The organism is Novosphingobium sp. PASSN1, assembly GCF_002278815.1.
This window is the reverse complement of the sequence record NZ_NKIS01000003.1, coordinates 199,046-219,134: the sequence shown is the minus strand read 5'-3', so window position 1 is coordinate 219,134 and position 20,089 is coordinate 199,046. Positions and strand designations below refer to the sequence as shown.

Sequence of the window (20,089 nt, the reverse complement as noted above, 5' to 3'; positions counted from 1 at the left end):
CACGCGGCGTTCCCGCAATGGTATTACAAGGCAGGAATACGATTGCAGCCGGGCCGCAGCCTTCGCATAGGAGCGCAGACAAGAGCTAACGAGAGGATTGCACCCGATGTCTCAGGCTACCATGCATGTGCTCGAAGTGCAGGCCCTCGCGCCCGATCTCGCCGGGCTCGCGCTGGTGGAGCGCCCGATGCCCGCAGCCGCCCCCGGCACCGCGCTGGTGCGCATCGAGGCCGCTTCGCTCGGCTTTCCCGATCTCCTGATGACCGAGGGGCTTTATCAGGCCAAACCTGCGCTGCCCTTCGTGCCGGGCATGGAAGCGGCGGGCGTCGTCGTTCAGGCCGGTGAGGGGGGCCGCTGGCAGGCGGGCGACAAGGTGATCGTCGCCACGCTGACAGGGGCCGTCGTGCAGTACGGCGTTTTCGCCGATGCCGCGCTCACGCCGCTGCCCGAAGGCCTGTCGTTTGCCGAAGGGGCCGCCCTGCGCGCCGCCTATATCACCGCCTACACCGCCATCGCGCGCATCGGTCAGGCGCAGCCGGGCGAGACGCTGGTGGTCCACGGCGCGGCGGGTGGGGTCGGGCTCGCCGCCGTCGATCTCGGCAAGGCGCTCGGCCTCACCGTCATCGCGGTGGCTTCCAGCGCCGAAAAGCGCGAGGCCATCCAGCGCCTCTATGCGCCCGATCATGTCCTCGCTGGCCCCACCGGCCTGCGCAAGCAGATCCTCGAACTCACCGGCGGGCGCGGCGCAGACCTTGTCTACGATCCCGTTGGCGGCGATGTGTTCGATGAAGCCTGCCGCTACACCGCGTTCGGCGGCCGCCTGCTGGTGGTCGGCTTCGCGGGCGGCCGCATCGCCGAAGTGCGCACCAATATCCCGCTGATCAAGGGCTTCTCGGTCGTCGGCGTGCGCGCAGGCGAATATGGCCGCCGTTTCCCCGAACGCGGGCGGGAGGACATGGCTGCCGTGATGCGCCTTGCCGAAGAGGGCCGCATCCGCCCGCATGTCCATTCCGCCGAGCCCTTGGCGGATTGGCGCGAGGCCTATCTGGCGATGCGCGAGCGGCGCGTGATCGGAAGAACGGTGATCCTGCCGCACGGTTGACCCTCCCGGAACCAGACCAAAAAAAGGGGCCACCCGTTGCCGGATGGCCCTTTGAAAGTTTGGGAGAGGATGCCTGAAAGGCGGGTTCTTAGTGCGCCCCACCCCGAGTCTTCGCAAGTGCGAAACACAGCGTTGCAGTTGCACTAATTGCACTTCACTCACGCAAAAACGCGGTTTCAAGCGATTTAAAGCGGTGAATTTTGCATTATAATCAATTGCTGCATTCGTATGCAGTGAGCGTTCACAGGGCGCTGCTCCGCTACTCTGTCCTTTTGTGCAGGTTTTGGATCCGTTGCGGCTGAAACCACCTGGTCCGCGATTTCACCCCGCGCCACATCGGCGCAGACCCGACATTGCGCCGACTCGCGAAGTGTTATAAGGCATAACCCATCGCACCCAGTTGCACCCGAGAGGACACGCCGTGAACGACCAAACCCCCATCGCCCCCAAGCCGGATCGCGCCGAGGAAGACACCGTTGCTTTCTGCGTGGAAGACGGCATCGCCTGGGTGGCCTTCAACCGCCCCGAGAAGCGCAATTGCATGAGCCCCAAGCTCAACCGCCGCATGAAGGCGGTGCTCGAAGAGCTGGAATTCCGCGATGACGTGCGTGTGCTGGTGCTTACCGGCGAAGGCGAGGCCTGGACCGCCGGCATGGACCTCAAGGAATACTTCCGCGAGACCGAGGCGCTCGGCCTCGGCGCGATCCGCAAGTCGCAGCGTGAAAGCTACGGCTGGTTCGAGCGTCTGCGCTGGTATGAAAAGCCCACAATCGCGATGATCAACGGCTGGTGCTTCGGCGGCGGCTATGGCCCGCTGTTTGGCTGCGATATCGCCATCGCCAGCGAAGATGCGCAGTTCGGTCTCTCCGAAATCAACTGGGGCATCCTGCCGGGCGGCGGCGCGTCGAAGGTCGCGCAGGAACTGATGCCGTTCCGCAAGGCGATGTACCACGCGATGATGGGCGAAAACCTCACCGGCAAGCAAGCCGAAGCGCAGGGCCTCGTCACCGAAGCCGTGCCCGCCGACAAGCTGCGCGAGCGCGTGCTCGAAGTGGCCAATGTCCTGAAAAAGAAGGACAGCCACGCCCTGCGCGCCACCAAGTGGACGATGCGCCGCATGGTCGACATGACCTACGACAACGGTCTCGAATACCAGATCCGCGCGCAGGAAGCGCTCCACAGCTTCGGCGGCGCCGCCGCGCGCAAGGAAGCGACGCGCCAGTTCCTCGACGAGAAGAGCTTCAAGCCGGGGCTTGAAACCTTCGACGTGACCAAGGTCAAGGACTGAGGGGGAGGGGCGCAACCCGCGCCCCTCTCAACAAAACAGCTTGCGCCGCCACTCAGACGCGGGAAGGGTGGAGGGACTTCAGGAGTCCCCCCACACCATGTCCCTTTCCCGCCTCGCCCTCGCTTCCGTCCTTGCGCTCGCCCCGCTGCCGGTCCTTGCCGCAGCCCCCGCAGGCTACCCTGCCGCTGAAGCGCAAGTGCTTGATCTGGCTAAAAAGTCCATCGCCATGCGCTCGGTGCGCGGCGAAAACAACCGCACCATCGACGTCGCCAATCTCTACAAGCAGGCACTGATCGCGGGCGGCTGGAAGGACAGCGATATCGAGATCACCCCGGTCGACGATACTGCCTACATCATCGCCACGTGGCCCGGCAGCGATCCCAAGCTCAAGCCCATCGTCATCTCGGGCCACATGGACGTGGTCGAGGCCAAGCCCTCCGATTGGCAGCGCGATCCTTTCACCCCCGTGGTGGAAGACGGCGTGCTCTATGGCCGCGGCGCGACCGACATGAAGTTCAACGGGGCGGTCGCGGTCGCCTCGCTGATCGAACTGCGCCGCTCCGGCTTCAAGCCGCGCCGCTCCATCGTCATCGAGTTTTCGGGCGACGAGGAAACGGTGATGAAGAGCACCGGCATCCTTTCCGAAAAGCTCAAGAACGCCGAACTCGTCATCAATGCCGATGCAGGCGGCGGCAAATTCGATGATGCCACCGGCAAGCCGCTCTACTGGGTGTGGGACGGCGCGGAGAAGACCTACGGCGATTTCAAGCTCGAAGTCACCAACCCCGGCGGCCACAGCTCGGCCCCGAGGCCCGAAAACGCCATCGTGCAGCTGGCCGCTGCGCTGGTGAAGGTCGGGGCCTACAAGTTCCCGGCCGAACAGAACCCGCTGACCAAGGCCTATTTCACGCAGGCCGCCGCGTTTGAGACCGATCCGAAGATCGCCGCCGCCATGCGCGCCTTTGCCGCCAATATCGCCGATGAAAATGCCATCGCGGTGCTGCGCGCCAACCCGGCTACGGTCGGCAAAGTCGGCACCACCTGCGTGCCGACAATGGCCGAGGCGGGCCACGCGCTCAACGCGCTGCCGCAGCGCGCCGCCGCGTTCATCAACTGCCGCATCTTCCCCGGCCACACCCTCGCGCAGATCATGGACGAGCTTTCGCGCGTGATCGCCATGCCCGAGGTCAAGATCACCGACGTGACCGAAGGCTCGTTCGAAACCGACGCCTCGCCGATGCGCCCCGATTTCGTTGCCGCCTCCACCAAGGCGATCCGCAAGGCGTGGGGCAAGGATATCGCGGTGGTCCCCTCGCAAAGCTCGGGCGCGACCGACAGCATGTATTTCCGTCGCCTCGGCATCCCGGCCTATGGCGCGAGCCCGACGTTCACCAAGGACAGCGAGGAATTCTCGCACGGCCTCAACGAGCGTGTCAGGCTGGAAAACATCCGCCCCGGCGTGACTTATTACCTCAGCCTCGTCACTGATCTGGCGAAATAAGCGTATCGAGGAAGCGGCGCGCGATATCGCCCGCTTCCTCCGCGCTGAAGCAGCCAGGCGAAAGGCACAGTTCCAGCCACAGCCCATCGACCAGTGCCGTCACCGCAATCGCGGCGCGGCGCTGCTCGTCCGGCGGCACGCCGCAATCGCCCAGCAGCGCCTCAAGCCGCGCGCGCGATCCGGAATACTGCTCGTCATGCTGCGCGGCGATAGCGGGCCGCGCGGTCACGAGGCTCCAGAACGCGATCCATGTGGCCAGCAGTTGCCGGTCGGCGATGCCCGGCGCAAAGCTCGCGGTCACGAACGCATCGAGCCGGGCACGCGGCTCCGGCCCTGCGTCCGCCACCGCGCGGTCCAGCGTTTCGGCCACCGCGCCTTCGACATGCGCGTAAGTCGCAGCGACAAGCGCTTCGATTCCGCTGAAATAATGGCTGACCAGCCCGGGCGAGACACCGGCCTCCACCGCAATCGCCCGCACGCTCGCGCCCGCCGCTCCCGCGCGCGCCAGCACCCTTGCGCAAGCCTCGATCAGCGCCAGCCGCCGGGCGTCGGGCTCCTGTCGGCGGAAGGCCGGTTGATGGCCGGTTGCTGAGGTGGAAGGCGCTTTCATCTTGCACAATCTAGCCGTTGTTGTACGATCGTCCAACAAGCATTTTTCACCTTGGAGATTCGACCCCGTGGGCGATCAGACAGCCTTCGCCGCGCTCGCCAGCACCGAGCATGATCCCGATGCGGACTGGAGCCTCCCCGGCTGGCTCTACACCGATCCCGAAAACCACGTGGTGGAGATGGAGCGGGTGATCCGCCCTTCGTGGCAGATCGTGTGCCACGTGAACGAAATCCCGAAGCCGGGCGATTGGCGCACGATTGATTATATCGGCGAAAGCGTGATCGTGATGCGCGGTGATGACGGCGAGGTGCGCGCCTTCGCCAATGTCTGCCGCCACCGCGCGATGCGGCTGGTCGAAGGCAGTGCAGGCTGCGCGAAAAAGCTGGTCTGCCCCTATCACGCCTGGGTTTACGAGACCGACGGCCGCCTCACCGGCGTTCCCATGAAGAGCGACTATCCCGCGCTGAAGCTGGAAGAAAACGGCCTCGTCCCCGTCGCGCTCGAAGTGTGGCGCGGCTTCGTGTTCGTGTGCCTCAAGCCCGGCGTGTTCCCCACGCCCGGCGAGATGATGGCCCCGCACGAAGCGGAAATCGCGCCCTACCGGTTCGAGGACATGCAGCCGATGGGCGCGATCCGCCTGCGCCCGCGCGATGTGAACTGGAAGAACGTCGGCGACAATTATTCCGACAACCTCCACATCCCGGTGGCGCATGATGGCCTCACCCGCATCTTCGCCAAGTCCTATGAAATTCAGGCTGACGACTGGGTCGACCGCCTGAAGGGCGATCTCGTCGACAAGCCCTCGGCCAATTTCTGGGAACGCTTCTATCAGGCGCACCTGCCCAATGTGGAGGAACTGCCGGAGGACAACCGCCGTCGCTGGCTCTATTTCAAGCTCTGGCCGAACATTGCCTTCGATATCTACGCGGACCAGATCGATTTCATGCAGTGGCTGCCGATCAGCCCCACTTCCTGCCTGCTGCGCGAAGTGGCCTATGCGCTGCCGGACGATACTCTGCCCGAAGACCAGCGCCGCACGATGAAGCTGGTGCGCTATGCCAACTGGCGGATCAACCGCGTGGTCAACAAGGAAGACACCTGGCTGATCGAGCGGGTGCAGCAGGGCATGAAGTCTGACACCTACGGCGCTGGCCCGATTGGCAAAAGCGAGGTCTGCCTGCGCAGCTTTGCCCGCAAGATCCGCGCGCTGACGCCGCAGGCGAGGCTGCACAAGGCCCCGCCTGCGGGATGGAGCAAGACCTAAAGCCCTCTCCCCTTCAGGGGAGAGGGTTGGGGAGAGGGGCACAAACGCCGCGCTCCCCTCTCAACTCCGGCTAGCGAGCAAGCTCGCAAGCCTGCGTATCTCTCCCCTCAAGGGGAGAGAGCAAGATACAGAACACCAAGGGAAGAAATCCAATGTCGAACCGTTACGACGCGATCATCATCGGCGGCGGCCACAACGGCCTCACTTGCGCCTTCTATCTCGCCCGCGCCGGCATGAAGGTCCGCGTGCTCGAACGGCGCGATATCGTCGGCGGCGCCTGCGTGACCGAGGAGTTTGCGCCCGGCTTCCGTAACTCCACCGCGAGCTACACCGTCAGCCTGCTGCGCCCCAAGGTGATCGCGGACATGAAGCTGCACGAACGCGGCTTTCGCATCATCGAGCGCACGATCAGCAACTTCTTCCCGTTCGAGAACGACTACCTGAAGCTCGGTGGCGGGCCCGGCCGCACCGAAGCCGAATTCGCGCGCTTCTCGAAGAAGGATGCCGAGGCCTATCCGCACTATGACGCCGCGCTTGAAAAGGTCGCGCAAGTGCTGCGCGATATCGCGCTCAAGACCCCGCCCAATGTCGGCGGCGGCGTGCGTTCGCTGCTCTCTGCCGCGCAGCAGGGCTGGCCGATTGCGGGGCTTGACCTCGATGTGCAGCGCGATCTGCTCGACATCTTCACCAAGTCCGCGCGCGATTTCCTCGATGGCTGGTTCGAGAACGACTACGTGAAGACCGCGTTCGGCTTCGATGCCGTCGTCGGCAATTACGCGGGCGTCTCCACCCCCGGCTCGGCTTACGTCCTGCTCCACCACGTGTTCGGCGAAGTGAACGGCAAGTTCGGCGCGTGGGGCCACTCGGTCGGCGGCATGGGCGCGATCACGCAGGCCATGGCCCGCGCCTGCGCCGAAGAAGGCGTGGAAATCAGCCTCGAAGCGCCCGTCGCCAAGGTGCTGGTGAACAACGGCAAGGCCGCGGGCGTGAAGCTCGAAAGCGGCGAGGAGCTTTATGCCCCCACCATTGCCGCCAACGTCGGCCCCGCGCTGCTCTATCGCCAACTGGTCGACAGCAGCGATCTGGACGCCGATTTCAACCGCCGCATCAAGAACTACAAGACCGGCTCGGGCACGTTCCGCATGAACGTTGCGCTCTCGGAACTCCCCGATTTCACCGTGCTGCCCGGCAAGGAAAAGGCCGAACACCACACCGCGGGCATCATCATCGCGCCGGGCATGGACTATATGGACCAGGCCTTCATCGATGCGCAGCAGTTCGGCTGGTCGAAGAAGCCGATCATCGAGATCAAGTTGCCCACCACGATCGACGACAGCCTCGCCCCTCCGGGCCAGCATGTCGCCAGCCTGTTCTGCCAGCAGTTCGCGCCCGAGCTGAAGGACGGCCAGAGCTGGGACGACGTGCGCGAGAAGGTGGCGGACCTCATCATCGACACGGTCAACGATCATGCGCCCAACTTCAAGAAGGCGGTCATCGCGCGGCAGATCCACTCACCGCTCGATCTCGAACGCAAGTTCGGCCTCATCGGCGGCGATATCTTCCACGGCACCATGGGCCTCGATCAGCTCTGGGCTGCGCGCCCGGTGCTGGGCCACGGCGATTATCGCTCGCCGATCAAGGGCCTCTACATGTGCGGCAGCGGCACCCACCCCGGCGGCGGCGTGACCGGGGCACCGGGCCACAACGCGGCGGCGGAAATCATCCGCGATCGCGGGACATTGTGGAAAGTGCTGCACCGGGGGCGGTGAAGAAGAACCCCTCCGTCAGCCCTGCGGACCGACACCTCCCCGTTTGTGCTCTCGCAAAATGGGGAGGACCTGCTTGATCCTCCCTGTTCTGGCGAAGCCCAAACGGGGAGGGGGACCGCCCGCGCAGCGGGTGGTGGAGGGGTAGGTGCCGTCTATTCCTGTTTGCGAGCGTCGAGCATTTGACCAATACGGCTAGCTTTAGATGCCAATTCGCTAGGGTCGACTCCCTCAAAATTCATCGCGCGAAGGATGCCCCAGCCGGGCGGTGTGGGCTGATCATTCTTCAAATTCTCTTGCAACTCTTCGAACCAATGTAGCCACTTTGCCTTGCGCTCTCTATTCCAACCCGCCTTTCGTTCAGCGTCGGTCGGTGGGCTGGTAAGGTCGTTGATTATGTCCGCAACTAGGCTCGAAACATTGGCTTCCACATAGATTGGCTGTTCCTTAACGGCCGCTTGCCCCCGCCGCACCGCGAGGTAAACCGGCACCCCGGCCAGCACCAGGCCCGCGCCATAGCCCACCGCGCTCGCGCCGAGCCCCCATGTCGCCCAGCCGATGAACGCCGCGCCGCCCAGCGCCAGCAGGATCAGCCCGCGTTCTTCAGGCAGCAGGCGAATGGCGGCCATCATGCTCATGAAATAGGCCAGCATTCCCGCCGCGAGGCTGACCGAGGCGATGAATGCAAACAGATCGCCCATGCCCCGCCCATAGTTGAGCAGCGTCACCGCGCTCAGCAGCAGTGAGGACACCACATGCGCGCGCACCGGCGTTCCACGCGCGCCATCGCCTGCGAACCACTGCGGAAACACCCCGCCGCGCGCCATCGCCTGCGGCATCTCGCCCTGCAGCAGGATGAAGCCGTTCAATGTGCCGAACGCGCTGATCGCGGCGAACACCGCGACGACAGAGGCCATGTTCCCGCCGAACGTCCGCCCCAGAAAATCCGCCACCGGGGCAGGGGAGGCCGCCGCCTCGCTGGCAGGCATATAGGCCCAGAACGCCACGCTGATCCCGAAATAGACTGCGCCCGTCAGCAGCACGCCGATGATCGTGGCGAGCGGCACGACCCGCGCGGCGTTCTCCACCTTCCCGGCGGGCACGGTTGCGGATTCCAGCCCGAGGAAGCCCCAGAACGTCAGCCCCGCCGCCGCCGCAATCGCGCCTGGCGCGATGGAGACCGCAGCGGGCGCGACACGCGGCGCGGCGTTCGCGGCAAACCACAGCGCAAGGCCGATCAGCAGCACCAGCGGCAGGAGCTTGAGCGCCGTCGTCACCACCGAAAACGCCCCCGCCGCGCGCACGCCCCGGATGTTGAGCAAGGTCATGCCCCACACGCAGGCCACGGCCAGAATGGCGGGCAGGCCGGGCGTCTTGCTGATCCATGGCATGACGAGGCTGAGGTTGCTGACCACCGCCACGGCAATCGCGCCATTGCCCGCCCAGAGCATGACCCAATAGCTCCACGCGGTCGCAAAGCCCGCAAACGGACCGAACGCTGCCTGCGCATAGGCATATGGCCCGCCGGAGTATGGCAGCCGCGCGCCCATCCGCGCAAAACTCGCCGCAAGGCAGGTCGCCCCGGCAATCGTCACCATCCAGCCGATCAGCTGGTTGGTGCCCAAGGGGGCCAGGGTGGCGGGCAGCAGATAGATGCCGCTGCCGACCATGTTGCCCACGCACAGCGCCAGCACCATCCAGAAATTGAGGCCGCGCGGCTGCTTGCTCATCTACCCACCCATTATTGTCTGCTGCCCAGACTAGCGCTTGATCGCGCCGCGTCACCGTGTTTGTTGCTGGCGCGATGACAACTGCTGTTTCCTACGATCCCCGCCTCGTTCGCGCCGCCATGGCGATGAACGCCAACGTGCTGCACGAGGCCGAACCCTTGCTGCGCGCGCTGCTCAAGGAAAATCCGTTCGATGTGCGTGCGATCCGCCTGTTCGCCGAACTGGCGGGCCGCATCGGGCGTTATACCGATGCGGAAAACCTGCTGCGCCGCGCCATCGAACTCGCGCCCGATTTCACGCCCGCGCGCGCCAATCTCGCGCTCGTTCTTTACCGTACGAACCGCGCGAGCGAGGCGTTGGAGGAGCTGGCGCGCGTGACGGCGGAAGATCCGGACAACGCGGGAACTCTCAATCTTCAAGCCGCCGCTTATGGCCGCATCGGCGAGTTCGACGAGGCGCTGGCGCTTTATGCGCAAGTGCTGAAGGATGCGCCGCATCAGCCCAAGGTCTGGATGAGCTATGGCCATATGCTCAAGACCGTGGGCCGGCTGGCCGAGGGCATCGCTGCCTATCGCCGCGCGCTCGAAATCCAGCCCGGACTGGGGGAGGTGTGGTGGAGCCTCGCCAATCTCAAGACCGTGACGTTTTCGGATGAGGACATTGCCGCAATGCAGGCCGCATTGGCGAGCGAGGGGACCACGCCCGAGGACCGCTGGCACCTCGATTTCGCGCTGGGCAAGGCGCACGAAGATCGGGCTGACGCTAGGACGGCTTTTGCGCATTATGCGGCTGGCAATGGTTTGCGCAGAAAGCGCCTGCCCTACAAGGCGGAGGATACCACCGCAGCGGTTGATCGCACGATTGCCGCCGCCACGCCTGACCTGTTTGCGCGGGTTTCGAAGGCCGGCTGCCCCGCGCCCGATCCGATTTTCGTGCTCGGAATGCCGCGCGCCGGTTCAACGCTGGTGGAGCAGATCCTCGCCAGCCACAGCCAGATCGAAGGCACCAGCGAACTGCCCGATATCGCCCTGCTGGCGCGCTCGGTAGAGGGGTATCCGGCCAGCCTTGCCGCGCTCGATCCGCAAGCCTTGCATGATCTGGGCGCGCAATATCTTGAGCGCACGCGCGTGCAGCGCCGCACACCGCGGCCCCTGTTCATCGACAAGCTGCCTAATAACTGGATGCACGTGCCGTTCATCCGGCTGATCTTGCCGAACGCCAAGATCATCGACGCGCGCCGCCATCCGCTTTCGTGCTGTTTTTCCAATTTCAAGCAGCATTTCGCGCGGGGCCAGGGGTTTACTTATTCGCTGCAAGACCTTGGGGCCTATTATAGCGACTATGTCCGCCTCATGGCGCATGTGGACCGCGTGCTTCCAGGATACGTTCACCGCGTGATCTACGAACGCATGGTGGAGGACACCGAAGCCGAAGTGCGCGCGCTGCTCGATCATTGCGGCCTGCCGTTCGAACCGGCCTGCCTCGCCTTCCACGAAACGGAGCGCGCTGTTCGCACGCCAAGCTCCGAACAGGTCCGCCGCCCGATCTACCGCGAAGGGACGCAAAGCTGGAAGGCCTTCGAACCCTGGCTCGATCCGCTGAAAGCGGCGCTGGGCGATGTGCTGGCCGCTTATCCCGAGGCACCGCCAAAATGGATGTGACAGCGTTGTAATTTGGCCACGAGGTGCCAGGCTTTGCGTGGGAGCGGCGGGATCGGCCTTGAATTTTCTCGGCTTCCGGACCACGGCCGGTATTAACAGGTGTTCAGCAAAGTGAGACGTTGAGATGGTGAAGGCGCATAACCGCTTTTCTCGGAGTGTTCTGTTTCTAACCACGGCGCTTGCCGCACCGGTGGCCCTTGCGCAGCAGGCACCGCAATCCGGGGCAGACCTCTCGGCCTCGTCCGACGGTTCGGAGATCATCGTAACCGCCCAGAAGCGCAGCGAAAATCTGCAGAACGTGCCGATCGCGATCCAGGCGCTCACCAGCGCCAAGCTTGATCAGCTCAATGTCACGAACTTCAACAGCTACACCCAGCAGCTGCCCTCCATCGTCTCGCAATCGGCCGGTACGCCGGGTACCAACGTGATCTACATGCGCGGGGTCGCCTCGGGCGGGGATGGCAACCATTCGGGTTCGCAGCCTTCGGTCGGCGTCTATCTTGATGAACAGCCGGTCACGACCATCGGCGGCAACCTCGATGTGCACGTCTATGATATTGCGCGGATCGAAAGCCTCGCCGGGCCGCAGGGCACGCTGTATGGTGCAAGCTCCGAGGCGGGTACGATCCGCATCATCACCAACAAGCCCGATGCCACCGGCTTTTCCGCTTCGGTCGATTCGCAGATCAACACGGTCGAAAAAGGCGGCCAGGGCGGCAATATCGAAGGCATGGTCAATATCCCGCTGTCCCCGCGCGCTGCGGTCCGCGTAGTCGGCTTCTACCGCAAGGATGCCGGCTACATCGACAACGTGGCCGGTACGCGCTGCTTCCTGCCCACGCCCGGCGGCATTTGCGTGAACAACGCGGCGCTCGTTAAAAACAACTTCAACGACACCGACGTCTATGGCGGCCGCGCGGCGCTGAAAGTTGATCTTGATGACAACTGGACCGTCACGCCCTCGGCCATGATCCAGGAAACCAAGAGCCACGGCATCTACAGCTTCGATCCCAGCGTGGGCGATCTGCAGGTGCAGCGCTTCTTCCCCGATTTCCGCAACGATCGCTTCTGGCAGGGCGCGCTGACGATCGAGGGCAAGATCGGCAGCTGGGATCTGACTTCGGCCACCGCCTATCTTGATCGCAAGACTTCTTCGTCAAGCGATTACACCGATTACGCGGAAGCTTACGATTCGATCTATGCCGCGTCGGGCGGTGTCGCCGGATACCTGTATTTCCAGGATGCTGCCGGCAAGACTATCGATTCCCGCCAGAAGGTGATCGGCGGCGATCACTTCAAGATGTTCAGCCAGGAACTGCGTGTGGCCTCGCCCGCCGATCAGCCTGTGCGGCTGGTGGCAGGTGCCTTCTATCAGTTCCAGTCAAACGACATCGAGCAGGACTATCAGGTGGCCGGGCTCGCGCCGCTGCTGTCGGTCAATGGCCGTGCGGGCACGCTCTGGCTCACCCAGCAGCACCGGGTTGACAAGAACTACGCAGCATTCGGCGAACTGAGCTGGGATATTGCGTCTACCTTGACGCTGACGGCAGGCGGCCGCCTGTTCAAGTATGACAACTCGCTGGTCGGTTTCTTCGGCTTTGGCCGTGATCCGGCGTTTGTTCAGGGTGCGGACAATGCCAATCCGCCCAACGGCGTAGGTTCAACCCGCACCGGCGTCGCCGGGTGCTTCACCCAGTCGGGCGTCCGGCTGCGCGAAGCCCAGCTTGCCGGGCAGGCCGATACCACGCTGCTACCCCCCGAGGTCGCAGGCGGCCCGTGCACCAACCTTGGCACTTTCGCCAATGGTGAGGTCAATCCCGTGCGCGCCAAGGGTGATGGCGTGACCTGGCGTTTCAACGGTACGTGGAAGCCGCAGCAGGGCCTGCTGTTCTATGCCACGGCGTCGCGCGGCTTCCGCCCCGGCGGCAACAACCGCCGCGGGGATTTCGGTGATTACAAGCCGGACTATCTGGTCAACTATGAACTGGGCGCGAAGGTAAAGCTTGGCGCCATGCGGCTCAATGCCGCGCTCTATCAGCAGGAATGGAAGAACTTCCAGTTCAGCTATCTGGGGCCAAACAGCTTCACTGTGATCACCAACGGCCCGAATGCGCGTATTCGCGGGTTCGATGTGGATGCCACGTTCCAGCTGGAACGTCTGAACATCAACATCGCAGCGGCCTACACCGATGCGAAAACGCGCAACAATCTGTGCCGCACTGTAGAGCAGGGCGTCAATTGCACCGGAGCCGATGTGCAGGCACCGGCTGGCACGCGTCTGCCGATCACGCCGCAGCTCAAGATGGCAGGCACCGCCCGCTACACCGCACCCGTCGGCGCAGCCAAAGTCTATGGTCAGTTCAACTTCGCCTACCAGTCCGAAGCGTCGTCCGATCTGCGCGTGGCCTTTGCCGCGCGGCAAGGCAGGCTGCCTGCGTTCGGCACGGTCAATCTGGCGATCGGTAGTGATTGGACCAACTATTCGGTCGAGCTGTTCGCAAGCAACATCTTTGATGTGCGCGGCCAGCTTTCGCGTTCGGTCTCGTGCGGCGCCTGCACGGATCGGCCCTATATCTTCCCGACAGCGCCGCGCACGATCGGTCTGCGGACCGGTGCGAAGTTCTGACACGTTGATGCATTGAGGCCAGATCGGGCGGTGTTCCTGTGGAACGCCGCCCTTCTTGTATCGGCTGAGGAGCAGCCTTCACGGCCGATCGAGAACATACCCCAGCGAACGCACCGTGCGCAGCGGCTGGCCCGCGCCTGCCTCGCGCAGCGCGCGGCGCAGGCGGCTGACCCAAGCGTCCACCGTCCGCTCGTCGATCGGCTGCTCCTTCTTGCCCAGCGCGGCAATCAGCTGCGTGCGGCTGAACACTTGCCCCGGCTGCTCCATCAGATAGCGCAGCAGGCGCAGTTCGTTGGGCATCAGCGGGATAGCCTTGCCCTGCCAGCGTGCCTGCAGCGCTGTCAGATCAAGCGACAGCTCGCCCAGCCGCAGCGCGCGCGCCATGCTTTCGCGTTCGGGCAATTGCACGGAAAGCACCCGGTCCAGCACTGCCGCGCGGTCTAGCGGGCCTACGATATAGTCGTCCGCTCCGGCCCGCAGCGCCCGGCGCTTGGCGTCGGCGTCGTCCTCTTCCAGCACCATCGTGATATGCGCGCTTTCAGTCTGCGAATCGCAGCGCAACCGGCGGCACAGCTCAAGCCCCGAAAACTCGGGCAGCACCCAGCCGATAAACGCCCATGCCCGGCCATCGAGCAGCGGCAGCGGCGCAGACCCGTTCCAGTCGTGAAACATAACGATGAGGTCGCCGTGGACAAAGCTGTCCCGGCCCCCGGCGAGCCCATCGGTGAGGAGAATGTCGATTTGCCGCATCGCAACCGGTTTCCATAGGAGCGGGCACGTGAGGCCCTTCCCGGATCCTTTGTCGCCTTAGTGAGACGGCTCCGTGACGATGTGACAGTGCTCTAGACGGGCAGCCCCACGTAGTTCTCGGCAATGCTCGCCTGCGCCGCATCGCTCGTGGCGATATAGTCCAGCTCGGCCACCTGCATCGCGCGTTCAAACGGGCCGTCATCCGGGAAACGGTGCATCAGCTTGGTCAGCGACCAGCTGAATCGCTCGCACTTCCACACCCGGGCAAGGGCACGCGCCGAATATCCGGCCACGGCATCGTTGTCCGCCCGCTTGAAGTATCCACAAAGCGCCTCGGCGGCGTAATGCACATCGCTCGCCGCCAGATTGAGGCCCTTGGCCCCCGTTGGCGGCACGATATGCGCCGAATCGCCGCAGAGCAGCAGGCTGCCATGCCGCATCGGTTCGAACACATAGGAGCGCAGCGGCGCGATGGACTTTTCAATGGCGGGCCCTCGCGTCATGTTCGCCGCCGCTTCCGGCCCCAGCCGCACGGCCAGCTCGTCCCACAGGCGGTCGTCGCTCCAGTCCTCGATCTTCTCGGTCAACGGCACGTCGATGTAATAGCGGCTGCGCGTGTGGCTGCGCATCGAGGCCAGCGCGAAGCCGCGTTCGTGGTTGGCATAGATCAGTTCGTGATGGCAGGGCGGCACATCGGCCAGAATGCCCAGCCAGCCGAACGGATAGACCCGCTCGTACTCGCGGCCCACCGCCGCCGGGATCGCCTTGCGCGAAGGCCCGTGGAACCCGTCGCACCCGGCGATGAAGCGCGCCGAAATGCGCTCCTCGCGGCCGTCGCGGCGAAACGTCACCGAAGGCGTCTGGCTTTCGATATCGTGCAGCGCCACGTCCTCCGCGCCGTAGATCACCTCAAGCCCGCGCCCGGGCGCGGCGTCCATCAGGTCGCGCGTAATCTCGGTCTGGCCGTAGACCCACACAGTCTTGCCGGTGAACTTGGCCACATCGATGCGGATCAGCCGTTCGCCGTCGGCCAGATTGAAGCCTTCCTCGACCAGCCCTTCGGCCTTCAGCCGCGCATCCAGCCCCAGCCGCTCCATCAGGCCTACGGTCACTTGTTCCAGCACCCCGGCGCGAATGCGCGAAAGCACATAGTCCGGCGTCTGCCGCTCGATCACCACGCAATCGATGCCTTCGGCCTTGAGCAGATGGCCGAGCAAAAGTCCCGCTGGTCCTGCGCCGATGATGGCAACCTGGGTGTGCATGATCCTGTCTCCCGCATCGCCCGCACCGGGGCGTGTCATGTTTCGTCATTTGACAGGGGCACGGATTGGAGGGAAGGCAGGGACAGGACAAACGGATGGTACTTTCGGGACATGGCTGAGGCAATTCCCCGCTATGCGCTCTATGGTGAAGGTCAGGCGCTGGTGCCCGGCGGCTTTGCCCATATCGAAACGATTGCCGAGCGCAGCGCGCTCCACGATTGGGAAATCGGCGTCCACCGGCATGATCATTTCGTGCAAGTCCTGCTGGTAGAGGAAGGACATGCCAGCGTCACCCTTGAAGGGGCAAGCGTCGGCCTTGAAGGTCCGGGGCGGGTGATCGTTCCTGCCGCCGCCGTCCACGGCTTCCGCTTCCGTCAGGGCACGCGCGGCTTTGTCCTCACGTTGTCGACAGACTTTTCCACACGCGCCGCCGGAGCCGCCGATCCGCTCCTCGCGATCCTCGCGCGCGGCGGCATTGCGCAGCTTTCGCCCGCAGCGTCGGCCCGCGCGCTGTGGCTTGCGCGCGAAATGCTGGGGCTTCAGCAGGAATGGCAGCAGCAGGATCCGCTGTTCCTCGCCCTCGCCGAAAGCCTGATCCGCACCATTGGCCGCGATGGCGCAGGGGAGGGGGCCGCCCCGCGCGATGACCCGCGCCTCACCCGCTTCCGCCAGCTCGTCGAACTGCACTACCGCCAGCACCGCGATCTCGATTTCTATGCGGGTGCGCTGGGCCTCACCCGCCGCACCCTCTCGCGCCTCACTGCCGCACAGCTCGGCTGTTCGCCGATGGACCTCATCCACCGCCGCCTCAGGCTCGAAGCCCAGCGCCTGCTGCGCTATACCAATGCAACCGCCACCCAGGTCGCCGCCGAACTCGGCTTTGAAGACCCGTCCTACTTCTCGCGCTTCTACTTGCGCATGACCGGCAAGCGTCCAGGCGAGGAACGCTAGGGGCAGCACCAGGTAACCGGCGCTTGATCCCCGCGTCGCAAACCGCCAGTCTGCCGCCAGACCCGCAATCACCGGAACCCCGATGCCCAAAACCCCCCGCAAGGTCGCCGCCGCAGCGCTGGCCTCGGCCCTCGCGTTTGCCCTGATCGCGCCCGCCGCTGCCGCCAGCGCTCCGGCTGAAGCGCCGACAGGCCTGAGCGAGACCGAACAGGCCGCCCCTGCGCTGCCCGCGCTGCTTTCGGCACGCGAACGCGCGGAAACCGAAAACCGCCTGCTGGCGGAGCGGCTCGATACCGTGATCCCTGCGATCATGCGCGCCGAAGGCATCGATCTCTGGCTGCTCGTCGCACGCGAGTATTTCGAGGAACCGGTCGTCGCCACGATGCTCGATGCGGAAAACATGCACGCCCGCCGCCGCACGATCCTTATTTTCCACGATCCGGGCGCGGGCAAACCGGTCGAACGGCTCACCGTCAGCCGCTACGGGCTCGGCGGCCTGTTCCAGCCTGCGTGGGATCCTGCCAAGCAGCCCGACCAGTGGCAGGCCGCCGCCGATCTCGTCGCCGCGCGCAATCCTGCAAAGATTGCGATCAACGTGTCCGATCTCCACCAGTTCGCCGATGGGATGACCGTCAGCCAGTACGACAAGTTCGCCGCCGCGCTCCCTGCCGATCTGCGCAGCCGCGTGGTCAGCGGTGAAGGCCTCGCGATCCGCTGGCTCGAAACCCGCACGCCAGCTGAAATGGCGCTCTACCCCGCGATCATGCGCACGGCCCACGCCGTTATTGCCGAAGCGTTCTCGCGCAAGGTCATAACGCCGGGCGTCACCACGGCAGAGCAAGTGCAGTGGTGGTATCGGGACCGGCTGCTCCAGCTTGGCCTCGATGCGTGGTTCCACCCTTCCATCGCCATCCAGCGGAAGGGTGCCAAGGGCATGCTCGAAGGCCCTGAAGTGATCCAGCCCGGCGATCTGCTGTGGACCGATTTCGGCATCACGTACTTGCGCCTCAACACCGATACCCAGCACCTCGCCTATGTCCTGAGGCCGGGTGAGAGCGATGCCCCCGCGGGCCTGAGGCAGGGCGTTGCCAACACGAACCGCCTGCAGGACATTCTTCTGCGCCAGTTCGCTGTGGGCCGCAGCGGCAACGAAGCGCTCGCGCTCGCCCGCGCCGAAGCCAAGGCCGCCGGGCTTGATCCTTCGATCTACTCGCACCCCATCGGCTTTCACGGCCACGGCGCGGGGCCGTCCATCGGCTTCTGGGACAACCAGAACGCCGATCCGCGCGGGAATGCCCCCATCCGCGCCAACACCGCCTGGTCGATCGAACTGACGACTTATGCCGCCGTGCCCGAATGGGGCGGACAGAAGGTCGATTTTCGCGCCGAGGAGAACGCCTTCTTCGATGGCAAGGCGGTGCGCTGGATCGATGGCCGCAAGACGAGCCTCACGCTGATCCCGTCCGCCCCCTGACACGCAGCAAGGTTTGCCTTGCGGTTCATTTAATCACCGTTTAGATAGTCCGGCAGGAGACCGCGCCATCCCGCGCGGCAACGGGATTTCGGCGGCCATGGGTTCTTTGCAATACGGCGTCTCGGTCTACAGCTACGTCAACGATTACGGCTCGGTGATGACGCTGGAAGACGCGTTCGATCATATCGCCGATACTGGCGCGACTGGGATCGAGATCCTCGGTGAAGGCCAGGTCGAAGGCTATCCCGAACCGTCCTCGGCATGGCTCGACAGGTGGTTCGGCCTCGTCGATCGCTACAAGCTTGAGCCGACCAACATGTGCGGCTGGGTCGATACCCGTGTAACCCTTGCGCGCAATCTCACGGTCGAGGAAGGCGCCGCCGATCTCGCGCGCGATCTGCGCCTCGCCCATCGCCTCGGTTTCAAGTTCTATCGCCCCAAGTTCGGCGTCACCTCGCACGAGCTTGATCCCGATCCCCAGTGGCAGGGCTATGTCGAGCGCAATCTCGATCTCGCCCACCAGCTCGGTATCGTGATTTGCCCGGAAATCCATTCCCCCACGCCGATCCGGCACCGCGTCACCGATGGCTACATCGACTTCATCGAGCGCACGGGCACGAAGAACTTCGGCCTGATGATCGATACCGGCATCTTTCAGGATCGCCCGCTCACGCACTGGGGCTCGCACCAGATCAACGATGGAATGCGCGAACACATGGCCTTCTTGAACGGCATCAAGGTCCCGCCCGAACAGTTCCTCGATATCGCGCAATATGTCGTGTTCATTCAGGCCAAGTTCCACGATATCGACGACAACCTCGAGGATCTCAACATCCCGTGGCGTCCAGTCATGTCGGCAATCCTGCGCTCTGGCTATTCGGGCTGGCTTTCCAGCGAATACGAAGGCCTGCGCAGCCCCTGGCGCGCGATCGATCAGGTCCGCCGCCAGCAGGTCCTCCTGCGCAAGCTCGAAGCCGAATACGCAGCCGGCCTGCTCGCCTGATCTTCCCCATCACCCGGACACACCATCATGCTCGAACACCAGCTCATCCAAAGCACCGGCTTCCGCAATTTCGGTCCTGTCGGCGCGCGCGAAGGCTTCGCGGTGCGCATCCGCATTCCCAATTATCACGGCACCCGCCTCTCGCAGCTCGATGGCTTCACCGTCACCGTCGATGGCGAAGTCTTCCCCTTTGAGGACAACCGGCTCGGCATCCGCGACGAAGTCTATACCCTTGCCGAAATGCGCGAGGAAACCGAGGCGCGCTGGGGCCTCACCGAATGGGCTGAAATCCTCGTGACCAAGCCCGGCGGCCTCACCCCCGGCGTCCACAAGGTCGAAGTGCTCGCGCGCATCCGCTATTCCTACTTCCCGCCCGATGTGCACGTGTTCCCGATGCACGAGGCCCGCATGGCGACGATCTGCATGGCCTGAGGCTGGCAACGCGGCGTATTGGGGGCTAGGGCAGCGGGCATCCAACGGGAGCGCGCATGTCCGGCAAGAAGCCCTACCACAAGGAAGACCTCAGGGGCGATCTGCTCAAGGCCGGGCGCGCCTATGTCGAGGCGAACGGACACCTTGGCCTGTCGATGCGCACGCTGGCGCAGCAAGTCGGCGTTTCGCCCGGCGCGCCCTATCACCATTTCCCCGATCGCCGGGCCTTCCTGCTGGCGCTGGCGGGGGAGGGCTTCCGCGAAATGCTGGCGCTTTCGCAGGCCGTCGCCGACACCGAAGCTGATCCCGCCGCCAAACTGCGCGCGCTGGGCACGGTGTTCATCCGCTTTGCCGAGGAAAACCCCCACCTCGTTGATCTGATGTACGAAAGCGAGCTGACCAGTCCCGCGCTCGACACGGAATTGCTCGCCTTCCAGCAGATCGGCCACGAAGCGCTGCGCGCGGAAATCGTCCGCGCCATGCCCGGTCTTGTCGAAGAAGCCGCCGACGTGCGCACGCTCACGTTCTGGTCGGCGATCTATGGGTTCGCCTCGATGCGCCGCAAGGGCGTCATCCGCTCCGGCCCGTCGACGCCGGCCACGGTTGATCTGGCCGAGGCCATTGTCGAACGCGTGATCGTTGCTGTCCTCGCGCCTTAGGGCGGGCGCC

General features: G+C 64.5%; 16 protein-coding genes. 12 read left to right on the top strand and 4 right to left on the bottom strand.

Annotated elements, in window-relative coordinates; all coding sequences use genetic code 11:
- The first annotated feature begins 106 nt into the window (after positions 1-106).
- The 3 genes from CFE35_RS06795 (at position 107) to CFE35_RS06785 (ending at position 3,891) form a co-directional block, all read left to right on the top strand.
- Positions 107-1,102, top strand: a complete 996-nt coding sequence (locus CFE35_RS06795) for an NADPH:quinone oxidoreductase family protein (RefSeq protein WP_292929312.1) — start codon at positions 107-109, stop codon at positions 1,100-1,102.
- 421 nt (positions 1,103-1,523) lie between these two features.
- On the top strand, positions 1,524-2,390 hold the full coding sequence (locus CFE35_RS06790; protein WP_292929310.1) for a p-hydroxycinnamoyl CoA hydratase/lyase: 867 nt from the start codon (positions 1,524-1,526) through the stop codon (positions 2,388-2,390).
- Between the two features lie 97 nt (positions 2,391-2,487).
- Positions 2,488-3,891, top strand: coding sequence for a M20/M25/M40 family metallo-hydrolase (locus tag CFE35_RS06785; protein ID WP_292929308.1), 1,404 nt, complete (start codon positions 2,488-2,490; stop codon positions 3,889-3,891).
- Here the strand turns inward: CFE35_RS06785 and CFE35_RS06780 are convergent.
- Positions 3,872-4,501 (bottom strand): TetR family transcriptional regulator C-terminal domain-containing protein, encoded by a 630-nt coding sequence (locus CFE35_RS06780; RefSeq protein ID WP_292929307.1) that lies wholly within the window; start codon positions 4,499-4,501, stop codon positions 3,872-3,874. The genes CFE35_RS06785 and CFE35_RS06780 overlap by 20 nt on opposite strands.
- A gap of 67 nt (positions 4,502-4,568) precedes the next feature.
- On the opposite strand from CFE35_RS06780, the gene CFE35_RS06775 reads away from it, so the two are divergent.
- Both CFE35_RS06775 and CFE35_RS06770 read left to right on the top strand, forming a co-directional pair.
- Entirely contained in the window at positions 4,569-5,765 is a 1,197-nt protein-coding gene (locus tag CFE35_RS06775; RefSeq protein ID WP_292929305.1) for an aromatic ring-hydroxylating dioxygenase subunit alpha, read from the top strand.
- A 152-nt stretch (positions 5,766-5,917) separates the two neighbouring features.
- Positions 5,918-7,534, top strand: a complete 1,617-nt coding sequence (locus CFE35_RS06770; RefSeq protein ID WP_292929303.1) for an NAD(P)/FAD-dependent oxidoreductase — start codon at positions 5,918-5,920, stop codon at positions 7,532-7,534.
- A 152-nt stretch (positions 7,535-7,686) separates the two neighbouring features.
- On the opposite strand, the gene CFE35_RS06765 is transcribed toward CFE35_RS06770, so the two are convergent.
- On the bottom strand, positions 7,687-9,261 hold the full coding sequence (locus CFE35_RS06765) for an amino acid permease (RefSeq protein ID WP_292929301.1): 1,575 nt from the start codon (positions 9,259-9,261) through the stop codon (positions 7,687-7,689).
- Between the two features lie 74 nt (positions 9,262-9,335).
- Here CFE35_RS06765 and CFE35_RS06760 point away from each other — a divergent pair, with 74 nt between their 5' ends.
- Together CFE35_RS06760 and CFE35_RS06755 are read left to right on the top strand one after the other, a co-directional pair.
- Positions 9,336-10,922 (top strand): sulfotransferase, encoded by a 1,587-nt coding sequence (locus tag CFE35_RS06760; RefSeq protein ID WP_292929299.1) that lies wholly within the window; start codon positions 9,336-9,338, stop codon positions 10,920-10,922.
- Positions 10,923-11,112: 190 nt separating this feature from the next.
- The gene (locus tag CFE35_RS06755) at positions 11,113-13,548 is read left to right on the top strand and encodes a TonB-dependent receptor (RefSeq protein WP_292929297.1); all 2,436 of its coding nucleotides are present in this window, start codon (positions 11,113-11,115) and stop codon (positions 13,546-13,548) included.
- Between the two features lie 78 nt (positions 13,549-13,626).
- Here the strand turns inward: CFE35_RS06755 and CFE35_RS06750 are convergent, their stop codons facing one another.
- On the bottom strand, positions 13,627-14,298 hold the full coding sequence (locus CFE35_RS06750; protein ID WP_292929295.1) for a response regulator transcription factor: 672 nt from the start codon (positions 14,296-14,298) through the stop codon (positions 13,627-13,629).
- A gap of 92 nt (positions 14,299-14,390) precedes the next feature.
- Positions 14,391-15,560: a 4-hydroxybenzoate 3-monooxygenase gene (gene pobA, locus CFE35_RS06745; protein WP_292929880.1), complete on the bottom strand. Its 1,170-nt coding sequence runs from the start codon at positions 15,558-15,560 to the stop codon at positions 14,391-14,393.
- Between the two features lie 111 nt (positions 15,561-15,671).
- Here pobA and CFE35_RS06740 point away from each other — a divergent pair, with 111 nt between their 5' ends.
- From CFE35_RS06740 to CFE35_RS06720, 5 genes are all read left to right on the top strand, one after another.
- Positions 15,672-16,511, top strand: a complete 840-nt coding sequence (locus CFE35_RS06740) for a helix-turn-helix domain-containing protein (protein ID WP_292929293.1) — start codon at positions 15,672-15,674, stop codon at positions 16,509-16,511.
- Between the two features lie 82 nt (positions 16,512-16,593).
- Positions 16,594-17,985, top strand: coding sequence for a M24 family metallopeptidase (locus CFE35_RS06735; protein WP_292929291.1), 1,392 nt, complete (start codon positions 16,594-16,596; stop codon positions 17,983-17,985).
- Positions 17,986-18,082: 97 nt separating this feature from the next.
- The gene (locus CFE35_RS06730) at positions 18,083-18,988 is read left to right on the top strand and encodes a TIM barrel protein (protein WP_292929289.1); all 906 of its coding nucleotides are present in this window, start codon (positions 18,083-18,085) and stop codon (positions 18,986-18,988) included.
- A 27-nt stretch (positions 18,989-19,015) separates the two neighbouring features.
- Positions 19,016-19,420 carry a DUF6379 domain-containing protein gene (locus tag CFE35_RS06725; RefSeq protein WP_292929287.1) on the top strand — a complete coding sequence of 135 codons (405 nt, stop codon included), beginning with the start codon at positions 19,016-19,018 and terminating at the stop codon, positions 19,418-19,420.
- A gap of 56 nt (positions 19,421-19,476) precedes the next feature.
- The gene (locus CFE35_RS06720) at positions 19,477-20,079 is read left to right on the top strand and encodes a TetR/AcrR family transcriptional regulator (protein ID WP_292929285.1); all 603 of its coding nucleotides are present in this window, start codon (positions 19,477-19,479) and stop codon (positions 20,077-20,079) included.
- Positions 20,080-20,089 lie beyond the last annotated feature (10 nt).

Bases quoted from the DNA above. Each gene is read 5' to 3' on its own strand.
- CFE35_RS06795 (WP_292929312.1), top strand. From the start codon at position 107: ATGTCTCAGGCTACCATGCATGTGCTCGAAGTGCAGGCCCTCGCGCCC.
- CFE35_RS06785 (WP_292929308.1), top strand. From the start codon at position 2,488: ATGTCCCTTTCCCGCCTCGCCCTCGCTTCCGTCCTTGCGCTCGCCCCG.
- CFE35_RS06780 (WP_292929307.1), bottom strand. From the start codon at position 4,501: ATGAAAGCGCCTTCCACCTCAGCAACCGGCCATCAACCGGCCTTCCGC.
- CFE35_RS06770 (WP_292929303.1), top strand. From the start codon at position 5,918: ATGTCGAACCGTTACGACGCGATCATCATCGGCGGCGGCCACAACGGC.
- CFE35_RS06765 (WP_292929301.1), bottom strand. From the start codon at position 9,261: ATGAGCAAGCAGCCGCGCGGCCTCAATTTCTGGATGGTGCTGGCGCTG.
- CFE35_RS06760 (WP_292929299.1), top strand. From the start codon at position 9,336: ATGACAACTGCTGTTTCCTACGATCCCCGCCTCGTTCGCGCCGCCATG.
- CFE35_RS06750 (WP_292929295.1), bottom strand. From the start codon at position 14,298: ATGCGGCAAATCGACATTCTCCTCACCGATGGGCTCGCCGGGGGCCGG.
- pobA (WP_292929880.1), bottom strand. From the start codon at position 15,560: ATGCACACCCAGGTTGCCATCATCGGCGCAGGACCAGCGGGACTTTTG.
- CFE35_RS06740 (WP_292929293.1), top strand. From the start codon at position 15,672: ATGGCTGAGGCAATTCCCCGCTATGCGCTCTATGGTGAAGGTCAGGCG.
- CFE35_RS06735 (WP_292929291.1), top strand. From the start codon at position 16,594: ATGCCCAAAACCCCCCGCAAGGTCGCCGCCGCAGCGCTGGCCTCGGCC.
- CFE35_RS06730 (WP_292929289.1), top strand. From the start codon at position 18,083: ATGGGTTCTTTGCAATACGGCGTCTCGGTCTACAGCTACGTCAACGAT.
- CFE35_RS06725 (WP_292929287.1), top strand. From the start codon at position 19,016: ATGCTCGAACACCAGCTCATCCAAAGCACCGGCTTCCGCAATTTCGGT.
- CFE35_RS06720 (WP_292929285.1), top strand. From the start codon at position 19,477: ATGTCCGGCAAGAAGCCCTACCACAAGGAAGACCTCAGGGGCGATCTG.